Source organism: Devosia soli (assembly GCF_000970455.1).
Taxonomy (GTDB): domain Bacteria; phylum Pseudomonadota; class Alphaproteobacteria; order Rhizobiales; family Devosiaceae; genus Devosia; species Devosia soli.
On record NZ_LAJG01000014.1, the window covers coordinates 359,597 to 382,437 of the forward strand.

Consider the following 22,841-nt stretch of genomic DNA (forward strand, 5'->3'; position numbering starts at 1 on the left):
GCGGCAATTCACTTTCGCACAGGATAGCCAAAAAGAACAAAATGGCAACTGGTCGAGCGACGCTGTGGACGAAGATGTTGGAAGCCAAGTCGGACTCTAAGCGGCATAGCCAATCCACCCGCGAAAACTATAGGCGGCGTAGAACAAACTGACGTCGCGAAAACCGGCTTCGCGCAGCAGCGCTTCGTCTTCCTCAGGCGAAAGAATCATGAGCTTGGATGCCATCGTCGCCGCAGACTGCTCGACCCGGGCTGGATCGACGGCATCTGTCGAACCAAAGGCGACGTGGCGTTTGAGCCAGGTTGAACGATCCGGCTCGCCTGCAGCGATGCTGATATGGGCAACGACGAATGGCGCCCCGGAGCGAAGACGCTGATGGATCTGTCGCAGGGTTTCGAGGCGTTGGTCACGTGGCACGAAATGGAACGTGAGAAGACAGGTCGCTGCGTCGAAGGGACCCCGAGGCGCTGCATCGATATAGCCGTTGTGGAGCTTGACCCGATTACCCTGCGATCCAAGTGTCGCCCTGGCGATCTCCAGCATTTCAGCGCTCGGATCAACACCATCGAACGACCAGCCCGGCGCGAAATCGGCAAAGGCCTTGAGCTCGAGCCCACCTCCCGCGCCAAGGACCAGAACTTGACCGGTGGGCGGCATGGTCTCGGCGAGCAGCAGATTGGTCATCCGATGGAGCGAAGCGAAACCCGGCACCTGGCTTGGCGGGCCATCGACATAGGCGTGCGGGGATTTGGATGGGACCATGTCGACAACTCAAGCTAAGTTCGTAACAGATGATGTTACGTATGAAAGAGTGTCAAGAGTTGGACCCGCAGATCAAGCAGTCTTTGGAAAAGCGCGTTGCAGCTCGCAGAAGAGCAAGGACAGGACAAGAGCGGGAACGAGCGTGAGCGCCGTATCTTCCAGAGCACCGCCGAACCCAGCTCCATTGAGGTTCTCGACGAGGTCGACGGTTTCGTTGGTCAACTGAAGAGATACGACAATGGCAAGAGCCACGATCGGCCGTCTCAGGGCCAGCGCCAAGCCAAGATAGACGACAGTGCCCACGATGAGATGCAGGACCGGATCGGTCAGGCCCGTCATGTCCTTGATCAGCATTTTCGCAAAGTGCCACATGGCAGGTCCGCAGGAAGGTCGACGCTGCCATCTAGCTTAGCGCAGAAGTCGTGAACGCGCGGTATCGGGAAGACGTAAATGCAAAAGGGCCCCGCAGGGCCCTTTTTAATTCAGTTCGCAAAAGCTCAGTTCTTGTGAGCGGCGAGCCAGCTGCCGGAATTGAGCTGGGGCGCAAGGCCCTGCTTACCCAAAAGTTCGAAGGCGCGCTTGTACCAGTCGCTCGAGGGATAGTTATGGCCCAGGACTGCGGCAGCGGACATGGCTTCGTTGGTGAGGCCAAGCAGCAGGTAGCCTTCGGTCAGGCGATAGAGCGCCTCTTCGATATGAGTGGATGTCTGCCACTTCTCAACCACTTCCCGGAAGCGGTTGATGGCGGCGGTATATTCGCCGTTGCCCAGATAATAGCGGCCGACGGACATTTCCTTGCCGGCGAGCTGGTCATAAGCGACGAGGAGCTTTTCCTTGGCGTCCTTGGCGTGCTCGGAATTCGGATAGTTGGCGATCAGCAGGTCATAGGTGTCGATCGCATCGCGTGAAAGCTGCTGGTCGCGGGTGATGTCCTTGATCTGGCCGAAATAGGACGTGCCCTTGAGCCAGAGGACGTAAGGCACGTCCTTGCCATTGGGATAGAGCGCCAGATAGCGATCGGCGGCCAGAATGGCCTCGTTGAACTTGCCAATGCGATAGTGGGCATAGACCTGCATCAGCTTGCTCTTCTCGGTCAGCGCATCGCGCGGATGCTGGCGATCGAGCTGTTCGAGCTTCTTGATGGCGGTTTGGTAATATTGGCGATCCATGTCGTCCAGCGCGCCCTGATAGAGGGCAGCGGCCGGAACGATCGGTTCTTCCTTGATCTTGGGCGGGCCAAACAGGCCGCCGCCGGCACAGGCGGTCAGAACGGCAGCGAAAAGACCCATGGCGACAAATCGGACAGCCCGGTTTGTCATCTGCCTTACAACGTTAAAAGTCACGCAGTGCCCCGTTCTTCAATCAACCACAATCGCTTGCGGCGTAATTAGCAATTGGATCAAAACTGTGGCGCAGCCAGCAGCGGAGCCGTCAGCGCACCGAGCGTAGATAGTGGCGAACCCCCAGGCCTTCCGGCTGATCGTCGAAGGCTTCGACTTCCAGCGGCAGATCCTCGGCGTTGACTATCTCATAATTGGCCTCGCTCGAAAAGAGACCGGCCAGGACGTGGGCATTGAGCGCATGCCCGCCCTTGTACGAGCGGAACCGACCCCAGATGGGCAGCCCACCGAGCGAAAGATCGCCAATGGCATCGAGCAGCTTGTGGCGCACGAATTCGTCTTCGTAGCGCAAGCCATTGGGATTGAGCACGCGGTCTTCGTCGACCGTGATGGAATTATCAAGGCTCGAGCCCAGCGCATAGCCGGCCTGGCGGAGCGCCTTGGCATCGCGAGCAAAGCCGAACGTGCGAGCCCGGGAAACGTCTTCGAGATAGCGGCGCGGCGTCCAATCGAAGATCATGCGCTGGCGGCCAATGACCTTGGAATCGAAGTCGATCTCGAGATCGAGCGCGCGGCCGTTATAAGGCTCGAGCGCAGCGAAAGCGTCGTTGTTGCGCACGGTGACGGCGCGTACGATCTTGAGGAATTTCCGATGCGCCGGCTGAGTTTCGAGGCCGACTTCCATTATCGCGGCAGCGAATGGAAAGGAGCTGCCATCGAGAATCGGACATTCGGGTCCATCAAGGGTGATGAGCGCGTTGTCGACGCCCATGCCGGAAAGGGCCGACGTGACGTGTTCGACCGTCGCAACGCTGACGCTGTCACCAAGATCGAGCGTGGTGCAGAGCGTCGTGCGGCTCACACGGGAAAAATGCACGGAGACCGGTTGGGTGACGCGCCCTTCCCCAAGATCGCGACGGATCAGGAAGCCACTGTCTGCCGGAGCCGGCGCCAGGGTCAGAGTAACGGGCGCTGCCGAATGCACGCCATAACCGGAAAACGAGACTTCGCCGGCAAGCGTGCGCTGGCGCGTGGACATCTTTTTCATACTCTAATTACTCCACCCCCAGAGGGCTTCACGCTCACATACCTGTTAGCCAAAAAAAACTCGGCGCGGAAGTCGCGCCGAGTCACGTTTTCACGGATGTATTGCCTAGAGCTTAACCATGCTTGCGAAGGAAGGCCGGAATCTCGAGGCTATCCTTCTGCGGAGCAGCGGCGGGAGCACGGCCATGCGCATCGAGGTTACCACGGGCGCCCTCGACCGCCGGCGGAACCCGCGAAGTCCTTGCGCCACCTGCTTCAATGGCGCTGCGGGCAGCAGCGTCGTCAGCCACGGTGGATGCCGGTTCGCGGCGCGGCTCGGCCTGCTGCTGACCCAGGTTGAGACCGACATTTGAGGCCAGGCGCTTGAAGAGCGCGCGAGCATTGCGGGGCTCTTCAGCCTGACGATCCTGCGCCGCCTGTGACTGGCGTGCAACAACCGGAAGCTCCTCGGTGCGCGGCATGCGGCGGTAACCGTCCGGACGAGCAGCATGAGAGGGTACATAGACGCTTGGAATCGGCTTTTCTTCGGCCATCGGCGCCTCTTCCGGCTCGGCCATCATTTCGGCAGCCGGGACGTAGGGTTCGACAACGATTCCATCATCTTCCATCATCTGCTGCGCCATGGTCGGCACGGCAGCCGGACGCTCGGCGGCAAAGGCCTGGGCGACGGCTGATTCGACTTCAAAGCCGATGTCTTCGATCATAGCCGGAGCCGGCTCGGGCGCAGGAGCCGAAGCGGCAGCGCGGGCCGGTTCGACCGGCACGTGGCGGCGGACGGCGAGCGGGGTGCGCGATGCATGCGGCTTGGCCGGCTCCATGGCCTGGACCATGGTGGCATCGGTGCCGGTGGCAACGACGGAGACGCGGATGGTGCCGGTGAGGTCCGGATCGTACGTCGCGCCGAGGATGATGTTGGCGTCTGAGTCGACTTCCTCGCGGATACGGGAAGCGGCTTCGTCGACTTCATAAAGGGTGAGATCGGGGCCGCCGGTGATCGAGATGAGGAGGCCACGGGCACCCTGCATCGAGACATCGTCGAGGAGCGGATTGGCGATCGCGGCTTCGGCGGCGTGGCGGGCACGATCTTCGCCGGAGGCTTCACCGGTACCCATCATCGCCTTGCCCATGCCGCGCATCACGGCGCGAACGTCGGCGAAGTCGAGGTTGATCAGGCCCTCTTTGACCATGAGGTCAGTAATACAGGCAACGCCGGAGAACAGAACCTGGTCGGCCATCGCGAAGGCGTCGGCAAAGGTGGTCTTCTCGTTGGCAACGCGGAAGAGATTCTGGTTCGGGATGACGATGAGCGTATCGACATGGCGATGCAGCTCGTCGATGCCATCCTCAGCAAGGCGCATACGGCGATTGCCTTCGAAATTGAACGGCTTGGTGACCACGCCAACCGTCAGTATACCCTGTTCGCGGGCTGCACGGGCGATAACCGGGGCAGAACCGGTGCCGGTGCCACCACCCATGCCGGCGGTGATGAACACCATGTGCGAGCCGGACAAGTGGTCGTTGATTTCGTCCCAGCTTTCTTCGGCAGCAGCGCGACCAACTTCGGGGTGCGAACCTGCACCGAGGCCTTCGGTGACACCGACGCCGAGCTGGATTATGCGCTGGGCCTTGGAGAGCGAGAGAGCCTGGGCGTCCGTATTGGCAACCACGAAATCGACGCCGCTGAGACCGGACTCGATCATGTTGTTAACGGCGTTACCCCCGGCGCCGCCGGCACCAAACACGGTAATGCGGGGCTTGAGTTCCTGGATATCGGGGATCGTCAGATTGATGGTCATTTATGGCATGGCCCCATAGGTGGCGTGGTTGATTAAGATTTACCCGCCAAATCGTTAACCAGAGCCTAACAATTGTCCCGCCAGCGTTAACTTAGCCGCAATTTGCGAGACATCGCGCATCATCGTTTACTCCCCCTTAACCGCCGAAACAGCCGGGAACCGGCTTGACACGACACTTTTTTGTACATAACCATTATTTCATATAGCTATTAAGTTATGTTAACGCACAGGGGAGCGAAATGACAAAGTTGATGACGTGCCTGTGGTTCGATGATCGGATCGACGAGGCGATAAGGTTCTATACGGCAACGTTCAGGGATTCGCGGGTGGTGCACATCGTCCGTCAAGGACCCGATTCTGCCGCCTTCACCGCCGTACTCGAATTGGCGGGGCAGCAGATCTTCCTCCTCAATGGCGGACCACAGTTCAAGTTCACCGAAGCCACCAGCATCATGATCGAATGCGATGGCCAGGAAGAGGTGGACTATTATTGGAATGCCCTGACGACCAACGGCGGCACCGAAAGCATGTGTGGCTGGTGCAAGGACAAGTTCGGCTTTTCCTGGCAGGTGGTTCCCAAACAGATATACGAAACGGTTCTCGGGCCAGATAAGGACGGCGCTGGCCGGGCAATGCAGGCGATGATGAGCATGGGGAAGCTTATCGTTGCCGATCTCGAACGCGCCTATGCCGGCAATTAGCCGCGGCTGGGGGCGACTTGATGATCGCCCCTGACCGGGCCAGAGATCAGCGATGATGTTCGATCGTCTTTGGCTGCATCAGCTTGGGATTGGCAACGAGGAGGCCCGTCCCGAAGACCAGGGCGTCTTCGACGAGACCTGTCGTTGTCTGCCCATAGCGCTTCATAGTGGCCATTCGGATGCGCCAGCCGACATAGGACGATAGCAGCGCCGTGCCCACGGCAATGGCGGCGCCCGCGGCGCGCTGGTCGCGTGGCGCGAGCGCCGCGCCGGCATAGGCAGCGGTGACGCTGCGAACGGCAAGTCCGATGGGCACGATGCGATCCGGCGCGGTTTTCATCTTGTCGCCGACCATTTCCGCGCCGGCAAAGGCGGTCGCGCCGGCTGTGAAGAGACGGCTCCTGAAAAGCCTTTGAAACGGCAAGGACGCGGGCACTTCGCGCCGGCGTGTGGCAATGGCGATGGCGGCAAGCGGGGTTATCCCGCGCTGGCCGGCAACGAGCCCGATAAGAAATGAACGAAGCATAATGTTCTCCGAGGCGGATAATCCCCGGAGTAACGGCGGTGGCTTGGAAACGATCCTGGACCGCGCGGCGCTTTGGAACGGAGCCGGATCAGAAGCTGTGGCGCAGCCAGCTGCCGACGCGGGCAATATAGCCATCGGTGCCGGTCAGCTTCCGCGTACCGCGCGGCTCGGTATATTCCTGCGAGCAGACCTGGGGATAGACCAGCATGCCAGCGACGGTCGAAAAGGCGGCGCCCTTGGCGATCTCGGGGAGGCCGGCAATGCCCATCGGCCGGCCATTCCGGACGTTGCGCGCGAGCGTGCGCCGGGCAACTTCCGGCAGGCCGGTCAACTCGCTGCCGCCCCCGGTCATGACGAAGCGGCGGCCACACACGTCCATCATGCCGGTTGCCTGCATGCGATCGCGGATGGCGGTAAGGATTTCCTCGATGCGCGGACGCATGATCCGGGTCAGCACCGAGCGAGCCACCTGCCCCGGCGCTTCATCGAGCGCGGCACCGACCGGCTGGATCGGAATCATGTCTCGTTCGTCGGCCTGGCCCGGCAGCACGGAGCCATAGAGCGTCTTGAGACGCTCGGCGTCGGCAACGCTGACGGAGAGCTGGCGGGCGATGTCGAGGGTCAGGTGATGGCCGCCGATGGCGATGGCGTCGGCGTAGACCAGGTGTCCGTCGTTGAAGACGGACACAGTCGTCGTCGCACCACCGAAATCGAGACAAGCGACGCCAAGCTGGGCTTCGTCATCGACGAGGCTCGCAAGACCCGATGCATAAGGCGTTGCGACGAGCGCTTCGATCTGCAGATGGCAGCGGTGCAGCACCAGTTCGAGATTGCGCATGGCAAGCGTTTCGGCCGAGACGACCGCGACATCGACGCCGAGCTTTTCGCCGACCATGCCCTTGGGATCGCGAATGCCCTTCTGACCGTCCAATGCGTAACCGATCGGCAACGCATGGACGATCGAGCGTTCGGGACGGACCGAGCGCGAATTGACGGCCTTGAGAACGCGGACGATGTCGGTCTTTTCCACTTCCTGGCCATCGAGCGAAACCGCGGCGGAAAAGGTTTCCGAGCCCAGACGGCCCGCGGTGACGTTGACGAGGACCGATTCGAGCGTCAGCCCGGCGGCGCGCTCAGCCATGCCCACCACATTGCGGATCGCATGTTCGGCTTTTTCGATATCGGTGACGACGCCGCTCTTGACACCCGAAGACGGCCCGTAACCAAAACCGATCACTTCGGCCCGGTGCGAGCGAGCGCGAAGGGCCTTGCCTTCGGACTGCGGCACGAGCCGCGCGATGACGCAGCAGATCTTGGTCGATCCGATGTCGAGCACCGCAACAAGGCTGGCTTTGCCTGGCTGGACGGGTCGGAGCCGAGACGTCATGGCATCGGTCATCATGATTTTTCAGGGTCTTCTGGTGGAGTGGTCGGCCGGACGGCGACGACGCTATCGACCCGAAGGTCGATGACGGTGACGTCGCGATCGAGCAATTGATATTGCGCCTGGTAGAACGAGAGCTTGCCAAGTGCCTGAGCGACCCCCTGCTCGGGCAACTGGATTCGCAGACCAGTATCGTAGATCATATCCCAGCGCCGGTCGGCTATGCGCGAAAGCGCGACGAGCCCCTTGCTGAGGTCGGGAAAATGGTCGAGCGCGCGGATCATCACCATGGCGTCGTCCGCGGCACCATCGCCGATGACGAGCGGCAGGTCGCCATAGGCGCCCCGGTCTTCGCCGATCTGCTCACCTGCGGCATCGACGACGAAGGTGACGCCATCGACACGCCAGCGCGCAACCGGCACCTTTTCGCTTATGGCGACAGTCACTTCGGCCGGATAGGTCTTGCGAACTGTCACAGATTCGACGGCGGGCAATTCGGCAATGCGCGAACGCGCACTTTCCACATCGAAGGCCAGGGTCGAAGTATCGGGCTGAATGCCGAGAGCATCAAAAATCGCCTGCTCGGACGTCAGCGTCTGACCAGTTATCGAGATTTCACCAACCGCGAGGCCAGCATCGGCAAAGTGACCCTGCGCAAAAGTCGAGAGCGCGGCGAACCCGGCGCCAATCGGCTCGCGCACCTGGATGAGCGCGGTGGCGGCTACCAGCAGCACGGCAATGGTCACGCCGCGCCGGATTCGCCAGCCATGAAGAACGAATGCGCGGTTGAAGCGATTGTTGACGCGCTGCAGCGGTGAGCGGCGCGCAGGGACAGGCAATGTGCGGGGATCGACGGGACGTGCCCCGGCGAAAAATGCCTCGCTTCTTACCTGTTGCAACTCGCATCCTCCACCAGCCAGGCGCATAGCTCCGAATAGGAGTGGCCTGCATGAGCAGCTTGTTCGGGCGCCAGGGACACCTCGGTCATACCCGGCTGGGTATTGATTTCGAGCAGCACCAGTTCGCCATCTTCGCCGGCCGCGTCGTTGTAGCGGAAATCGCACCGCGTCAGGCCGCGACAGCCAAGAGCCGCATGAGCGGCCAAGGCAAATTGTTGCACTTTGTCGTAAATTTTCGGTTTCAACGGCGCGGGAAGAATGTGTGTCGCGCCACCATTGCTGTACTTGGCTTCGTAGTTGAAAAAGGTTCGGTCGGTGACGATCTCGGTGACGCCAAGGGCCACGTCGCCCATCACGGCGCAGGTCAGCTCGCGCCCGGGAATGAAGCGCTCGACCATCATTTCTTCGCCCGACGTCCAATCTTCGCGCAGGAGTTCTTGCGGCGGATGGCTGGTTTCAGCCTTGACGATGAAAACGCCAAAGCTCGATCCGTCGGCAATCGGCTTGATGACATAAGGCGGCGCCATGACATGAGCACGAGCCGCCTCACCGCGCGAGACGACGACGTGGTCGGTGACCGGAATGCCCGCCGCCTTAAAGAGGATTTTTGCCTGGTGCTTGTTCATCGCGAGCGCCGAGGCGAGAACACCCGAATGGGTATATGGGATTTCGAGAAGTTCGAGCACGCCCTGGATATAGCCGCCCTCGCCAAAGGGGCCGTGAAGAGCGTTGAAGGCGACGTCTGGCTTGAGGCGCGCGAGCACATCGGCGATATTCCGGCCAACATCTACTTCCGTAACCTGATAGCCAGCGGTGCGAAGAGCCGCAGCGCAGCCCGCGCCCGTCATCAGCGACACCGGACGTTCGTTATTCCAACCGCCCATTAGAACGGCGACATGCTTGGTCATGAGGTGGCTCCGTGGGGTCCGAGCGTGGGGCTTACCCCCACCCAACCTCCCCCTGATAGGGGGAGGAGTTGATACTGTGGTTTTGGCTGGACGAAGTCACAAACTGGATGCGACCCCTCCCCCTTGCAGGGGGAGGTTGGGCGGGAACAACCGATCACTTCGCCTCGTCCCCAACACCAAGCGCTTCGAGCTCACCCGGCAGCGCTGCGGCCCACTGGGTGATGTTGCCGGCGCCGAGGCAGACGACATAGTCGCCATCGGTAACGCGGGAAGCGAGGAGCGGAGCAAGTGCCTCTGGGCGATCGATGACGCGGGCATCGCGGTGGCCGCGGTTGCGGATGCGGTTGACGAGTTCCTCGTGGGTGACCCCGGCAATCGGCTGCTCACCCGCGGCATAGATAGGGGCGACGATGACGGTGTCTGCATCGTTGAAACAGGCCGCGAAATCGTCGAAGAGGTCATTGACCCGGCTATAGCGGTGAGGCTGCACCACGGCGACGACGTCGCGGCGAGCCGACTGGCGCGCGGCGCGAAGCACCGCAGCGATTTCCACCGGGTGATGGCCATAGTCGTCGATGACGGTCACACCACCGACTTCGCCGGTCCTCGTGAAGCGGCGCTTGACGCCCGTAAAACCCTTGAGGCCCTTGCGGATGGCTTCGGCCGGGACGTGAAGCTGGTCGGCGACGGCAATGGCGGCCGTGGCATTGAGCGCATTGTGGATGCCGGGCATCGGCAGCTCCAGGCCGTCGATGCGCAACTGCGTCTGGCGGATACGATCGCGAATCTCGACCGAAAAATGCTGTACGCCGTTCCTGTTCTCGATATCGACTAGGCGCACGTCTGCCTGCGGATTGCGGCCATAAGTAATGACGCGGCGATCGCGGATTTCACCGACCAGCGACTGCACGATCGGATGATCGAGGCACATGACGGCAAAGCCATAGAAAGGCACGTTTTCGACGAACTGGTGGAAGGCCTTTTTGACGCCGTCGAAGTCGCCATAGTGATCGAGGTGCTCGGGATCGATATTGGTGACGATGGCGACGTCGGCGGGCAGCTTGATAAAGGTGCCGTCTGATTCGTCGGCCTCGACCACCATCCATTCCCCTGCCCCGAGGCGCGCATTGGTGCCATAGGCATTGATGATGCCGCCATTGATGACGGTGGGATCGAGATTGCCGGCATCAAGGAGCGTTGCGACCAGGGTCGTCGTGGTCGTCTTGCCATGGGTGCCGCCAATGGCAATGGCGGTCTTGAAGCGCATGATCTCGGCGAGCATTTCCGCGCGGCGCACGATGGGCAGCGCCTTGGCGCGCGCAGCGACGAGTTCGGGATTATCCTTCTTGATGGCGGAAGACACGACCACGACCTCGGCCTTGCCGAGATTATCACCGCTCTGGCCGATCTCGACCGTAATGCCCATGTCGCGCAGGCGCTGGACATTGGGATTGAGCGAAGCATCCGAACCCTGAACTGTGTAGCCCTGGTTATGCAGAATTTCGGCGATGCCGCTCATGCCGATGCCCCCGATGCCGATGAAGTGGACCGGGCCGATATTGCGGGGCATTTTCATGAATGGGATTCCAATGTGCTTGTGCCCTGACCGGCGAGGCTTTCAGCCAGGTCTGCGAGCTTTTCGACGGCGCGGGGCTGACCGAGCGCCTGGGCGGCACGGGCAGCCCGGACGAGGGTTGAGGGATCGGTAAACAGGTCTTCGAGGCGAGTGGCAAGCGATTGCGGCGAAAGCGCGGCCTGCTCCATCACCCACCCGCCGCCGCCCGCTTCAACCACGATTGCATTGTTCTTCTGGTCGGCATCAAGCGATCCCGGGAGCGGAATGAGGATCGAGGGCCGGCCGATGACGGTCAGTTCGGCAATTGTCGACGCGCCGGACCGGCCGATGACGAGATGGCTCTGGGCGATGCGTTCGGGAAGATCGGTGAAAAACGGCGCGAGTTCGACGCTGGTGCGCGACTGGCGATAGGTTTTGGTGACGCGGTCGAGGTCTTCCTGACGCACCTGTTGAACAATGCGGAGGCGCGATCGAAGCGCGTCGGGCAAAAGCGCGATGGCCTCGGGCACGATATCGGAAATGGCGCGCGCGCCCTGGCTGCCGCCGAAGATGACCAGATTGATCGGCCCGGCCGGGCCAAGCTCAGGATAGGGCGCGCCGGCAATGGCCCGGACCCGGTCGCGGACCGGATTGCCCGTCAGAACCTTTTCGATGCTCTGGCCGTCGGCAAAGCGGGTCTTGGCAAAGCTCGTTGCAAGGATATCGGCGAACCGGCCCAAAGCGCGATTGGCTCGCCCCATGACGGCGTTCTGTTCATGGAGAATTCCCGGGACGCTGAGGAGACTCGCCGCGATAAAGGGCGGAAAAGTTGGATAACCACCAAAGCCGATGACGGCATCCGGACGCAAAGCGCGCAGAATGCCGAAGGATTTGGCGACGCCTTTGGCGATGGTAAAGCTCGCGCCGGCAAATTTGATGGGGTTGGAAAGGCTTGGCGTCGCCGAGGGGATCATGTGGATCTGCCGGGCCGGAAAATCCTGGCCGTAGCTTTCGACGCGATGATCGGTCATCAGCTCGACGGCATGGCCGCGGCGCAGCAGTTCCTGCGCCAGAGCCATGGCCGGAAAAAGATGGCCGCCGGTGCCGCCGGCCATAAGAACGAAGGTCTTCATTCGGCAGGAGCGACCACGGCGCTGCGATAGGACGGAATACCTGTGGTCATGCGCTCCTCGGGCTTGGTTCGTGTCATGGCAAGCATCAAGCCCATGCCGAAAGCGACCGCAAGCATGGACGTCCCGCCATATGAGACGAATGGCAGCGTCATGCCCTTGGGCGGAATCAGGTTGAGATTCACGGCGAGGTTGATGCCCGATTGCATGGCAAACTGGACGGCGATTGTGGAGGCGGCAAGGCGAGCGAAAAGGCTTTGCTGGCGCTGGGCGCCGATCATGGCGCGTAGCACGATGAAGGCAATAAGGCCGACGAGCCCGATGCAGAAGACGATGCCATATTCGCCGGCGGCAGCAGAGAACACATAGTCGGCGTGAGCGTCGGGGATGAGCTTCTTGGCGATGGATTCGCCGGGACCGCGGCCAAGCCACCCACCTTCGGCAAGAGATTCGAGGGCGCGGTCGATCTGATAGGTGTTGCCGCCGCCTTCGGGGTCGAGGAAGGTGTCGATACGGCGAGCGAAGTGCGGGAAGAAAATGTAGGCGCCCATGAGGAGGCCACCGGCCGCCCCGCCCATGCCGATGATGATCCACCAGGAGATGCCGGAGAGGAACATCAGCGTCGCCCAGGTCGCCAGGATCAGCGCCGTCTGGCCGATATCGGGCTGCAGGAGAAGGCCCGAGACGATGGCAAGCATGATGCCGGTCGCGATCAGGCGCCCGGGCACATTGCGGTGGATCATGAACTCGGAAAAAAGCCAGGCGCCGATAACGGCAAAGGCTGGCTTAACGAATTCGGAAGGCTGGACCGATTGGCCGGCGAATGTCACCCAACGCCGGGCACCCTTCACTTCAGTGCCGAAACGCAGGGTGGCCCAAAGCAGAAGAGTCATGATGATCAGCGTGCCCAGCGCGGCGAAGCGCGCCTGCCGGTGACTGAGGAGCGACGTGCCCAGCATGACCGGGACAGCCAGCGCGCAGAACATGGCGTGGCGAATGACGAAGTGCCATTCGTTAAGGCCGATGCGCTCTGCCACGGGCGGACTTGCAGCAAGGCTCAGCACCATGCCGCAGATCAGCAACAGGATCAGCCCGCTGAGAAGTTCGCGGTCGATCGACCACCACCACTCGGCCAGGGGCGTTTTTTCGGCGCGGGAGAACATCATGGGACTGGGCCGGCTACTCGATACAAACTGAAAGCAATTGTATCGGACGTTTGGTTACCGATTTCCCAAGGGATTCGCGTTTTGCGATTCAGGCGGGTCTAATCGAAGCGTACAGGCTCAATACCACCGTCACCACCGGGGTGTCCCGGTGGTCCATGCAGCGGCGGAATGGATTGCCCGGACAAGCCGGGCAAAGACGATTGACGGTGAAGTCCAGATTTACCGAAGCTTGAGGCTCGACAGGCCGATCAGCGCCAGCACGAACGAGATGATCCAGAACCGGATCACGACCTGGCTTTCGGTCCAGCCCAGGTGCTCGAAATGGTGGTGGATGGGCGCCATGCGGAAGACACGTTTGCCGGTCAATCGGAACGAGGTCACCTGTACGATCACCGAGACCGTTTCGAGCACGAAGAGGCCGCCGATGATGGCAAGAACGATTTCGTGCTTGGTGGCGACCGCAATGGTGCCGAGCGCGCCGCCGAGGGCCAGCGAGCCCGTGTCGCCCATGAAGATCTGCGCAGGTGGCGCGTTGAACCACAGAAAGCCCAGACCCGCGCCGATCAGGGCACCGCAGACTACGGCGAGTTCGGCAGTGCCGGGGACGGGATTGAGGAACAGGTAGTCGGCATAGTTTTGCGAGCCGACGAGATAGGCGATGAAGCCGAAACACGCGGCGGCGACCATGACCGGCACGATGGCGAGACCATCGAGGCCGTCCGTCAGGTTTACCGAATTGCCGGCAGCGACCATCACGAAGCCACCGAACAATATATAGAAATATCCGAGGTTTATCGCGAGGTCTTTGACAAACGGAAACTGCAGCGAAGTGCCATAGGCGCCCGAAGCGAGCTGGGAGATGGCAAAGGCGGCGATGCAGCCGATCACCACCTCGATGGCGAGGCGCTGCTTCGAGCCAAAACCCTTGTGGCTCATGCGCTTGACCTTGAGGTAGTCATCGTAAAAGCCGATGGCGCCAAAGCCGATGGTGACGAAAAGCACCACCCAGACATAGCCGTTGGAAAGGTTGGACCAGAGCAGCGTCGAGATAACCGCACCAGAGAGGATCATCAGCCCGCCCATCGTGGGCGTGCCCTTCTTGGTCAGCAGGTGTCCCTGCGGGCCGTCTTCGCGGATCGGCTGGCCGCGGCCCTGCTTGAGACGCAGCAGCGCGATCATTCCCGGACCGAACATGAAGACGAAGAACAGCGCCGTGATCACGGCTCCCGCTGTGCGGAAGGTGATGTAGCGGAACACGTTGAACGCGGCGAGGGTGTCACCCAACTGGCCGAGGAAATAGAGCATGCTCTTCTTACAGTCCTGCTTGGGCGTCTTAGCGCTGTTGGAACTTGTCCTTGATGGCAGTAACGAGCTTGCTCAGCCCGACGCCATTCGACCCTTTGACCATAACTGCGTCACCATAGGCAAGGGTCGCCAGCACCTCGGGCATCGCCTCGTCAACGGTTGTGAAATGCCGGGAAAACGCGCCATCGCCGAGCGCTTCGCCGAGCCGCGCCATATTGGGGCCCACGAGATAGGCGGCGTCGGCGCGGCTATCGCGTACGGCATCGGCCAGGCCGGCGTGATGAGAGGGCGCCGCCTCGCCCAGTTCGAGCATGTCGCCGAGGATGACCATCTTTTTGCCCGAGGGCGCAGAAACGGAGCCGAAGACCTCCAGAGCCGCGCTCATCGAGGCGGTATTGGCATTGTAGCTTTCATCAATCAGCAGCAGCGGCTTCTCGCTGGGGCCGAGGGCGATACGCTGCCCCCTGCCCGGCTGCGGACCGAAACCAGCGAGTGCCTTGAGGGCAACAGCAGGATCGACGCCGGCAAGCGTCGCCACGGCTAGCGCTGCGGTCGCATTGCTCAGCATGTGCCGGCCCGCCACACCGATGGCGAGAGCGTAGCGTTCGTTGCCGTTGACGATAGTGGCAAAGCTTCGATCGCCTGCGGTTTCCGCTTCAAGGATTTGCCAATCGACGCCGCGCGAAAACCCAAAAGTCACAACCTGGCCGACACCGGCCGCCTTGGCGGCCTCTAGGAGCAGATCAATCTGCGGATGGTCGGCGTTGATAACCGCTATGCCGCCAGGCTCAAGACCTTCGAAAATCTCGGCCTTCGCGCGGGCAATGGCTTCGAGGCTCCCGAGCTTTTCAAGATGCGCCGGTGCGATCGTGGTGATGACGGCGATGTGGGGACGGACGAGCTTGCTCAGGGGACGGATTTCGTCCGGCGCATTCATGCCCATCTCGAAGACGCCGAACTGCGCCGTCTCGCGCATGCGCGCCAGCATCAGCGGCACGCCCCAATGGTTGTTAAAGCTCTTTATCGAGGCGTGGGTTTGCCCTGCCGCTTCGAAGACGGTGCGGAGCGCTTCCTTCGTCGTGGTTTTGCCGACGCTGCCGGTAACGCCGACGATGAGGGCTCGGCTGCGGGCACGAGCGGCCTTGGCGAGGTCGACAAGACCACCCAGCGCGTCGGGCACCATGATGCGATTTTGTCCCTCGCCGCGGCTTACCAGTGCGGCCGCTGCCCCGTTGGCCAAAGCGGTATCGACGAAATCATGGCCATCGAAACGATCGCCCTTGATGGCGACGAAGAGCGCGTCGGGGCCAAGGTCACGAGAATCGATGGAGATGGAGTCGATGGCCTTGGCGGAAACATCGCTGGCCTTGCCGCCTGTAGCCGCCAAAATGGCGTCGAGGGTGAAGAGAGGTTGGGTCATAAAGGCCTGCCACACACGCGGTTCGAAACACTCTCCCTTGTGGGGAGGGCTGGGGTGGAGGTGTTCTTATGCGGAAATTCCGCGCGAGGCCACCACCCCCTCCCATACTCTCCCGTCAAGCGGGAGGATGGGAGGGGGTAGTGAAGCAAATCAGGCTCAGCCCTTGATCGCTTCTGCGACAACTTCATGGTCTGAGAAGTGGTGCTTGGTAGTGCCGATGATCTGGTAGGTTTCGTGGCCCTTGCCGGCGACCAGCAGCACGTCGCCTTTTTCGAGCGATTTGACGGCGGCTTCGATGGCCTTCTTCCGATCGGCAATTTCCCTGGCCCCCTTTGCTTCGGCCAAGATCTGGGCCCGAATGCTGGCGGCGTCCTCGGTGCGCGGGTTGTCGTCCGTCACGATGACGTCATCGGCAAGTTCGCTGGCAATTGCGCCCATTTGCGGGCGCTTGCCCTTATCGCGGTCGCCGCCGCAGCCGAAAACGAGGCGCAGTTTGCCTTTGACATAGGGACGCAGCGTGTTGAGCGCCGTACGCAGGGCCTCAGGCTTGTGCGAATAGTCAACGAAGATTGCCGCACCATTATATTCGCCAACGAGTTCGAGACGCCCGACGGCGCCCACTAGATGCGGCAGCGCTGCAAAGGCATCGGCCTTGTCGACGCCCGATGACATGGCGAGGGCGGCGGCGATCAGTGCGTTCGAGACCTGGAATTCGCCGGGGATATTGAGATGAAAATCGACCAGTTCGCCAATGTGGCGGATCTGGACGCGCTGGCCATAGCCTTCGGGCTTGATCGAGATGATCTCGATGTAGGCGCCTTCCTTGCCCACAGTCAGCAGGGTCGCATTGGCCGAGAGCGCCGCGAACATGAAGGGTTCGTATTCCGGATCGTCGACATTGACGATAGCGGCGCCGCCATCGACAAGAAGGTCGGTGAATAGACGCAGCTTGGCGTTGCGGTACTCGTCCATGTCCTTGTGATAGTCGAGGTGGTCGCGGCTGAGATTGGTGAAGGCCACGGCTTCGAAATGAATGCCATCGAGGCGGCGCTGATCGAGGCCATGGCTCGATGCTTCGACGGCAACATGGTCGACGCCTTGGGCGCGAAGGGCGCGAAGGGCCTGATGCAGCGTACGCGAATCGGGTGTGGTCAATGCGCCTTCGATGGTGCGCTTGGCAGTCTGTACGCCCAGCGTGCCGACGCTCGCGCCGGGCACGCCGGCATAGTCCCAGATCTGCCGCGTGAATGAGGCGACCGATGTCTTGCCATTGGTGCCGGTCACGGCCACGGCAATCTCGGGCTGCGGTTCGAAAACGCGCGACGCTGCGCGGGCATATGAGGCTCGCACGTCCTTGACGACGATCACCGGCACGCCGACTTCGCCCACCGGCATGGTGTCGGTGACCACCGCCAGAGCGCCGCGATGGACGGCGTCGGCGATGAATTCATTGCCGTGAACCTTCTGGCCCGGTAGCGCGAAAAATATGTCGCCCGGCTCGATGCGTCGGCTATCCGAATTCAGGCCGAATACGGTGCCCAGACCCTTTTTGGGGCGAGCGCCAGAACCCTCGAGAAGTTGGGATACGCTGAGAGACACCGATTAATATCCTTCTGGAAAAATTCGCCGAACTTCTGGCGGTACGATCTGCTGATCGAGCACTTGCTCGAAATCGGGGGCGATGCCAAGCATCGGCGCCACGCGCTGCACCACACGGCCAGTCAAGGCGCCGGCGTTCCAGCCAGCGGTGGTGCCGGATTGCGGGTTTTCCGCCTTTGGTTCGTCGACCATGATGACCATGGCGTAGCGCGGATTGTCGAGCGGGAAAGCCGACGCGAAGAAGTTAGTGACCTTGTTGGACGAGTAGCGCCCTTCGACCACCTTTTCGGCCGTACCGGTCTTGCCGCCGACCCGATAGCCAAGCGCGGCCTTGTTCATCTGCGAGCCCGAACCGCCCGAGGAAATGGCATTGAGCCGCATCAAGTAGCGCAGGTAGGCGCTGGTCTGCGGCTGGATCACGCGTTCATAAAGCGGCTCCGCCTGGGCGACGCTGCGCTTATAGAGCGTTGGCGCGATATAATTGCCACCGTTGACGAAGGCCGCATAGGCCGTGAGCATGTGGAGCGGCGACACCGACAGACCGTGTCCGAACGAGGCCGTCGCGGCGCCGACTTCGGAAAGCTCCTTAGGAATGCTCGGCACACGCATTTCGGGAAGTTCGAACTGCACGCGCTGGTCGAACTTCATGCGGGTCAGAAAGGCGCGATAAGCCTCCTTGCCCATGGTCTGCATGATGCGGATGGTGCCGATATTTGAGGAGTACTTGTAAACCTCCGGCATGGTCAGGATGCGGTGCTTGCCGTGGAAGTCGTCGATGGTGTAGCGGCCGAATCGCACGCCGTAGCGCGCGTCGAACTCGTCCGTGATCTTGGCCGTACCCTCATCGAGCGCACCAGCGAGCGTAACCGTCTTGAAGATCGAGCCAGGCTCGAAAATGCCGGCGGTGACGCGGTTGAACGTATCCTTGACGAGCGCCGAAGACGGATCGTTCGGGTTGAAATCGGGTACGGAAGCAAGGGCGATGATCTCGCCGGTGTAAATGTCCATCATGGCGCCGGCCGCCGCAATCGCTTGGTAGCGCGTCATCGCATCCATCAGCTGATCGTGCAGCACATGCTGGACGCGCATATCGACGCTAAGCTCGACCGGCGTCAGCGCATTGCCGCGAGCAAGCCCGAGATCCTGCAGCAGCGCGATGGATTCGGTATCCATATGCCGCTCGATGCCGGCAATGCCCTGGTTGTCGACATTGGTCGAGCCCAGGATATGCGAGGCCTCGTTCATTGCCGGATAGAAGCGCTTGGATTCGGTGATGAAATCGACGCCCGGAATGCCGAGGCGCATGATCTGGTCTTCGATCGCCGGCGTCAGCTCGCGTTTGATCCAGACAAAGCCCTGATTGCCAGACAGGCGCTTGCGCAGCCATTCCTCGTCGAGATCGGGCAGGACGGTACGGATCTTGGTGACCGCTTCTTCGACATCGATGATGCGGCGCGGCTCGGCGAAAAGCGAGGGCACCCGGATATCGACCGCCATTTCAAGGCCGTTGCGATCAAGGATCGGCGGCCTCGTCGCGGTGATGACGTCCCGGGTCTGGCCTTCGATGGTCGTGTCGGTTTCGACCATGCCGAGCTGCACGAGACGGCCGCCAACGGCAAGAAACCCCATGACGACGGCCAGCGTCATCCAGCGGATGCGGGCCTGCGTGAGGTTGCCACGCGCCTTGCGTACGCCATCGAGCGAAATGGTGGGAGAGAGATCGTCGGCAGTGATCGTCATTCGATCCCCTCCAGCTCAAGAATGGCGTCGATCGGATCAATGCCGGCATCGATGGCCTGGAACAATGCGTCCATGGCCTGCGTATCGGGTTCGGCCGGACGCATGGGGAGATCGGCAAAGGAGCCGAACTGTTTCTGCTGCACCTGGTCGATGGCCAGCTCGGCCTGATGTCGCCGCACGATGGGCTCGATATAGCCGGGCTGGTTGAGCACCGCCCAATCGGCCTTGAGCGTTGAAAGTTCGTCTTCCTGCTCGGAAATATGAGCGATGAGACCGGTGCGTTCCGAGGCTGTGCCTTCGATCGAGAATTTGAGCATATAGACGCCGACCAGCATGACGATGCTGGTGCAGATCAGAAAGATATTGAGCCGCCGGATCATGCTGCACCCCTGACGACGGGCACGCCGAGCTGATCGTAGTAAGGCTGGCGCGGAGCGATCCCGGTGCGAACGGCACTGCGCAATACGGAGGACCGCGCGCGCTGATTGCGCTCGAGTTCGCTCGCGCCGGGCTTGATGGCCTTGGCTACCGGATCCCAGCGGCGCGGATCGAGCGTCACCTGCGGCAGGTGCCGCGACTGCGCCGGGCCGCCCTTGTCCGGATCGAAGAAGCGTTTGACGATGCGATCTTCGAGCGAATGGAAACTGACGACGGCGAGCACCCCGCCCTCGCCGAGGAGACGCTCGGCGGCGAAAAGGCCCTCGACGAGCTGGTCGAATTCCCCGTTGACTGCGATCCGCAACGCCTGGAACGAGCGGGTCGCCGGATGCGCATCGCCCGGCTTCCGGCCGATGGCCTTTTCGATGATGCGGGCCAGCTCCAGCGTCGTCGTGATTGGCGCCGACTCGCGGGCCGCGACGATGAATTGGGCAATTCGGCGTGATTTGCGCTCTTCACCGAAGGCATAAAGGAGATTGGCGAGCTCTTCCTGCTCGAGCCCGTTGACGATGTCGGCAGCGCTTTCGCCCGATTGGCTCATGCGCATATCGAGCGGCCCCTCGCGCATAAACGAAAAACCGCGTTCGCTTTCATCGAGCTGCATAGAGCTCACGCCGATATCGAGGACGACACCATGAATTGGCGCATAGGGCGCGGCGAGCGTATCGAGTTCAGAAAACGTGCCAGCAACGAAGGTGAAGCGATCTGGAAATTCGGCCGCGAGACGATCGGCATGGACTTTTACCGACGGGTCGCGATCAATGGCGACGACATACGCCCCCGCCTCCAGCAAAGCGCGCGAATAGCCACCGGCGCCGAATGTCCCATCGACGACGCGCCGGCCAGCAAGCGGCGACAGCGCAGCCACAACCTCGTCCAGGAGAACGGGGATGTGCGGCGCATTCACCAACGGGGATTCGGGCAGGTTACGCTTGCCCATACTGTCCTAACTCCACTTTCGGCCGCGGCAGCCGACCATGCAGACGAGCCCGACAATTGCATGGCGACGTTTAAGATTCTGTTTCCCATTCCGATTTTGATCCGCGTAAGGCTTTGGGCAGCAAGGTTTAAGACACCATCCCTGTCCAAAAACGCATCGAGCCTTAGGAAAACCTGGCTTCGAGGCATCCAATGATATTGCTCTTGCCCGTCATTCGCGCGATGAAGGCGCTCTATCAGCGGGACTTTTCATGCCGATCACCAGCAAGACCTTCGTCAGGTCCACAGCGCTGCTCCTGCTTGTCGGCCTTCTGGCCCTGCTCGGCATTGTCGGCACCAATATATGGCTGGTCGAGCGCTCGCAGGGCTATTTCGATGAAGTGATCGAGGGGCGCTTGGCGCGCCGTGTCGCCGTCGATCTGCGCACCCAGCTTCAGGACATGGAAACGGGCCAGCGCGGCTTCATCATCACGCTCGACGAATCCTATCTCGAGCCCTATCGCGAAGCGCTGCCACTGGTCGATGAGCAGCTTGAGCGGCTCAAGCAGGTGCTGGCGCCCTACCCCGAGGCCGAAGCGCCTTTGCGCCAGCTTGAAACCGACATCGGCTTCAAGATCGAAGAGATGAACCGCACCATCGAGGAGGCCCGAAACGGCAATCGCGATACGGCAGTTGCGCTGATCAATACCAATGAAGGCAAGCAGGCTATGGATCGCAGCCGCACCTTCATCAACGCCTTGATCGAAGCCGTTGACGTGCGCCTGACCGACGGCGTCGCCAATCAGCGGGGCACCATCGAGGGCCTGCGCTGGGTCTCGATCGGCGGCGGCATCGTCATTCTCGCTGTGATCTCGGGAGCGATCTGGGCGGTTCTGTCCTACACCGCAGAACTCGCCAAGGCCCGGCGCGAAGTCGAAGCGGCCAATACAACGCTCGAAGAACGCGTACGCGAGCGCACATCCGACCTCGGCAAGGCAAACGAGGAGATCCAGCGCTTTGCCTATATCGTTACGCATGACCTGCGCGCGCCGCTCGTCAACGTCATGGGTTTTACGAGCGAGCTCGAAACCAGCATCAACACGCTTAACGAATATATGGCGTCCAAGCCGGCCGAGGATGATCCTTATTTCATCGAGGCGCGGCAAGCAGCTACCGAAGATCTGCCCGAGGCGATCACGTTCATCCGCGCCGCAACGCGCAAAATGGACGGACTGATCAACGCCATCCTCAAGATCTCGCGCGAAGGCCGCCGGCAGCTCAAGCCCGAGCTGGTCAATATCCGCGATGTCGCGGAAGCCACGGCCAATTCCGTGCACCACCAGATCGCCGAAGGCGGTGGAGCCATCGAGATGGATATCCGCATCGGCAAGATCATGACCGACAAGCTCTCGATCGAGCAGGTCCTCGGCAATCTGGTCGACAATGCCGTAAAGTATCAGCAGCCTGATCGGCCTTTGAAAGTCACGATCCGCGCCATGCATGTGCTGGGCAATCGCGTCCAGATCGAAGTGGAAGACAATGGCCGCGGCATTGCCGACACCGACCACGAGCGGGTCTTCGAACTCTTCCGCCGCTCGGGCGCTCAGAGCAAACCCGGCGAAGGCATTGGCCTTGCTCATGTTCGAACCATGGTTCGGGCGCTGGGCGGCGACGTCACCTTGAAGTCTACCCTCGGCGAGGGCACCACCTTTATTGTCAATCTGCCGCGCGACCTGCGCAGCCACCTTGGGAGTTCCGGCCATGAATGAAGCCCGGCCCGTTACCATCATCATGATCGAAGACGATGAAGGCCATGCCCGCCTCATCGAAAAGAACATCCGCCGCGCCGGCGTCGCCAACCAGATCGTGCCCTTCACCAACGGCACCGAGGCACTGGCCTATCTTCTTGGTCCCGATGGCACGGGCGCGGTCAATAAGGGCCGGCAGCTTCTCGTGCTGCTCGATCTCAACCTGCCGGACATGACCGGGATCGACATTCTCGAGAAGGTCAAGGGCAACGAGCACACCAAGCGCTCGCCCGTCGTCGTGCTCACGACCACCGACGACCAGCGCGAAATCCAGCGTTGCTATGATCTCGGCGCCAATGTGTATATTACCAAGCCCGTCGATTACGAAGGATTCGCCAACGCCATAAAGCAGCTGGGACTCTTCTTCTCGGTCATGCAGATCCCCGAGGCCGAATAAAA

The 22,841-nt window shown here is 61.4% G+C and carries 21 protein-coding genes; 3 read left to right on the forward strand and 18 right to left on the reverse strand.

The features are described 5' to 3' along the window. Positions 1-96: 96 nt before the first annotated feature. From VW35_RS05825 to ftsZ, 5 genes are all read right to left on the reverse strand, one after another. Positions 97-762 carry a class I SAM-dependent methyltransferase gene (locus VW35_RS05825; protein WP_046142044.1) on the reverse strand — a complete coding sequence of 222 codons (666 nt, stop codon included), beginning with the start codon at positions 760-762 and terminating at the stop codon, positions 97-99. Positions 763-834: 72 nt separating this feature from the next. Next, positions 835-1,134 (reverse strand): hypothetical protein, encoded by a 300-nt coding sequence (locus VW35_RS05830; protein WP_046142045.1) that lies wholly within the window; start codon positions 1,132-1,134, stop codon positions 835-837. A 125-nt stretch (positions 1,135-1,259) separates the two neighbouring features. Next, complete coding sequence (locus VW35_RS05835; protein ID WP_083982548.1) at positions 1,260-2,051, reverse strand: outer membrane protein assembly factor BamD; 792 nt, start codon at positions 2,049-2,051, stop codon at positions 1,260-1,262. A gap of 142 nt (positions 2,052-2,193) precedes the next feature. Further along, positions 2,194-3,150, reverse strand: a complete 957-nt coding sequence (gene lpxC / locus VW35_RS05840; RefSeq protein ID WP_052951527.1) for a UDP-3-O-acyl-N-acetylglucosamine deacetylase — start codon at positions 3,148-3,150, stop codon at positions 2,194-2,196. Positions 3,151-3,262: 112 nt separating this feature from the next. Then, positions 3,263-4,945 (reverse strand): cell division protein FtsZ, encoded by a 1,683-nt coding sequence (ftsZ, locus tag VW35_RS05845; RefSeq protein WP_046142047.1) that lies wholly within the window; start codon positions 4,943-4,945, stop codon positions 3,263-3,265. Positions 4,946-5,184: 239 nt separating this feature from the next. Between ftsZ and VW35_RS05850 the strand changes: the two genes are divergently transcribed. Further along, the gene (locus VW35_RS05850; RefSeq protein WP_046142048.1) at positions 5,185-5,646 is read left to right on the forward strand and encodes a VOC family protein; all 462 of its coding nucleotides are present in this window, start codon (positions 5,185-5,187) and stop codon (positions 5,644-5,646) included. A 46-nt stretch (positions 5,647-5,692) separates the two neighbouring features. On the opposite strand, the gene VW35_RS05855 is transcribed toward VW35_RS05850, so the two are convergent. The 13 genes from VW35_RS05855 to rsmH form a co-directional block, all read right to left on the reverse strand. After that, positions 5,693-6,172 carry a hypothetical protein gene (locus VW35_RS05855; protein ID WP_046142049.1) on the reverse strand — a complete coding sequence of 160 codons (480 nt, stop codon included), beginning with the start codon at positions 6,170-6,172 and terminating at the stop codon, positions 5,693-5,695. Between the two features lie 88 nt (positions 6,173-6,260). After that, a complete protein-coding gene (ftsA, locus tag VW35_RS05860; protein WP_244465835.1) occupies positions 6,261-7,559 on the reverse strand; it encodes a cell division protein FtsA in 1,299 nt (432 codons plus the stop codon). 11 nt (positions 7,560-7,570) lie between these two features. Next, positions 7,571-8,455, reverse strand: coding sequence for a cell division protein FtsQ/DivIB (locus VW35_RS05865; protein ID WP_161796862.1), 885 nt, complete (start codon positions 8,453-8,455; stop codon positions 7,571-7,573). Then, positions 8,443-9,363 (reverse strand): D-alanine--D-alanine ligase, encoded by a 921-nt coding sequence (locus VW35_RS05870; RefSeq protein WP_046142051.1) that lies wholly within the window; start codon positions 9,361-9,363, stop codon positions 8,443-8,445. The genes VW35_RS05865 and VW35_RS05870 overlap by 13 nt, the downstream gene beginning before the upstream one ends. A 154-nt stretch (positions 9,364-9,517) precedes the next feature. Continuing rightward, positions 9,518-10,939 carry a UDP-N-acetylmuramate--L-alanine ligase gene (gene murC / locus VW35_RS05875; RefSeq protein ID WP_046142052.1) on the reverse strand — a complete coding sequence of 474 codons (1,422 nt, stop codon included), beginning with the start codon at positions 10,937-10,939 and terminating at the stop codon, positions 9,518-9,520. Beyond that, positions 10,936-12,051, reverse strand: a complete 1,116-nt coding sequence (gene murG / locus VW35_RS05880) for an undecaprenyldiphospho-muramoylpentapeptide beta-N-acetylglucosaminyltransferase (RefSeq protein WP_046142053.1) — start codon at positions 12,049-12,051, stop codon at positions 10,936-10,938. Before murG ends, murC begins: the two co-directional genes overlap by 4 nt. Further along, complete coding sequence (locus VW35_RS05885; RefSeq protein WP_342016453.1) at positions 12,048-13,214, reverse strand: FtsW/RodA/SpoVE family cell cycle protein; 1,167 nt, start codon at positions 13,212-13,214, stop codon at positions 12,048-12,050. The genes murG and VW35_RS05885 overlap by 4 nt, the downstream gene beginning before the upstream one ends. Positions 13,215-13,433: 219 nt before the next feature. Beyond that, positions 13,434-14,519, reverse strand: a complete 1,086-nt coding sequence (gene mraY, locus VW35_RS05890; RefSeq protein ID WP_046142054.1) for a phospho-N-acetylmuramoyl-pentapeptide-transferase — start codon at positions 14,517-14,519, stop codon at positions 13,434-13,436. 28 nt (positions 14,520-14,547) lie between these two features. Next, the gene (locus VW35_RS05895) at positions 14,548-15,939 is read right to left on the reverse strand and encodes a UDP-N-acetylmuramoyl-tripeptide--D-alanyl-D-alanine ligase (RefSeq protein ID WP_046142055.1); all 1,392 of its coding nucleotides are present in this window, start codon (positions 15,937-15,939) and stop codon (positions 14,548-14,550) included. 156 nt (positions 15,940-16,095) lie between these two features. Next, complete coding sequence (locus VW35_RS05900) at positions 16,096-17,538, reverse strand: UDP-N-acetylmuramoyl-L-alanyl-D-glutamate--2,6-diaminopimelate ligase (RefSeq protein WP_083982475.1); 1,443 nt, start codon at positions 17,536-17,538, stop codon at positions 16,096-16,098. Positions 17,539-17,541: 3 nt separating this feature from the next. Next, positions 17,542-19,278: a peptidoglycan D,D-transpeptidase FtsI family protein gene (locus tag VW35_RS05905; RefSeq protein WP_046142056.1), complete on the reverse strand. Its 1,737-nt coding sequence runs from the start codon at positions 19,276-19,278 to the stop codon at positions 17,542-17,544. Next, a complete protein-coding gene (ftsL, locus tag VW35_RS20455) occupies positions 19,275-19,658 on the reverse strand; it encodes a cell division protein FtsL (RefSeq protein ID WP_052951528.1) in 384 nt (127 codons plus the stop codon). Before ftsL ends, VW35_RS05905 begins: the two co-directional genes overlap by 4 nt. Next, positions 19,655-20,656, reverse strand: a complete 1,002-nt coding sequence (gene rsmH, locus VW35_RS05915) for a 16S rRNA (cytosine(1402)-N(4))-methyltransferase RsmH (RefSeq protein WP_046142057.1) — start codon at positions 20,654-20,656, stop codon at positions 19,655-19,657. Before rsmH ends, ftsL begins: the two co-directional genes overlap by 4 nt. A 250-nt stretch (positions 20,657-20,906) precedes the next feature. Between rsmH and VW35_RS05920 the strand changes: the two genes are divergently transcribed. Both VW35_RS05920 and VW35_RS05925 read left to right on the forward strand, forming a co-directional pair. Next, positions 20,907-22,403, forward strand: coding sequence for a sensor histidine kinase (locus tag VW35_RS05920; RefSeq protein WP_046142058.1), 1,497 nt, complete (start codon positions 20,907-20,909; stop codon positions 22,401-22,403). Next, positions 22,396-22,839, forward strand: a complete 444-nt coding sequence (locus tag VW35_RS05925; protein ID WP_046142059.1) for a response regulator — start codon at positions 22,396-22,398, stop codon at positions 22,837-22,839. The genes VW35_RS05920 and VW35_RS05925 overlap by 8 nt, the downstream gene beginning before the upstream one ends. Positions 22,840-22,841: the final 2 nt, after the last annotated feature.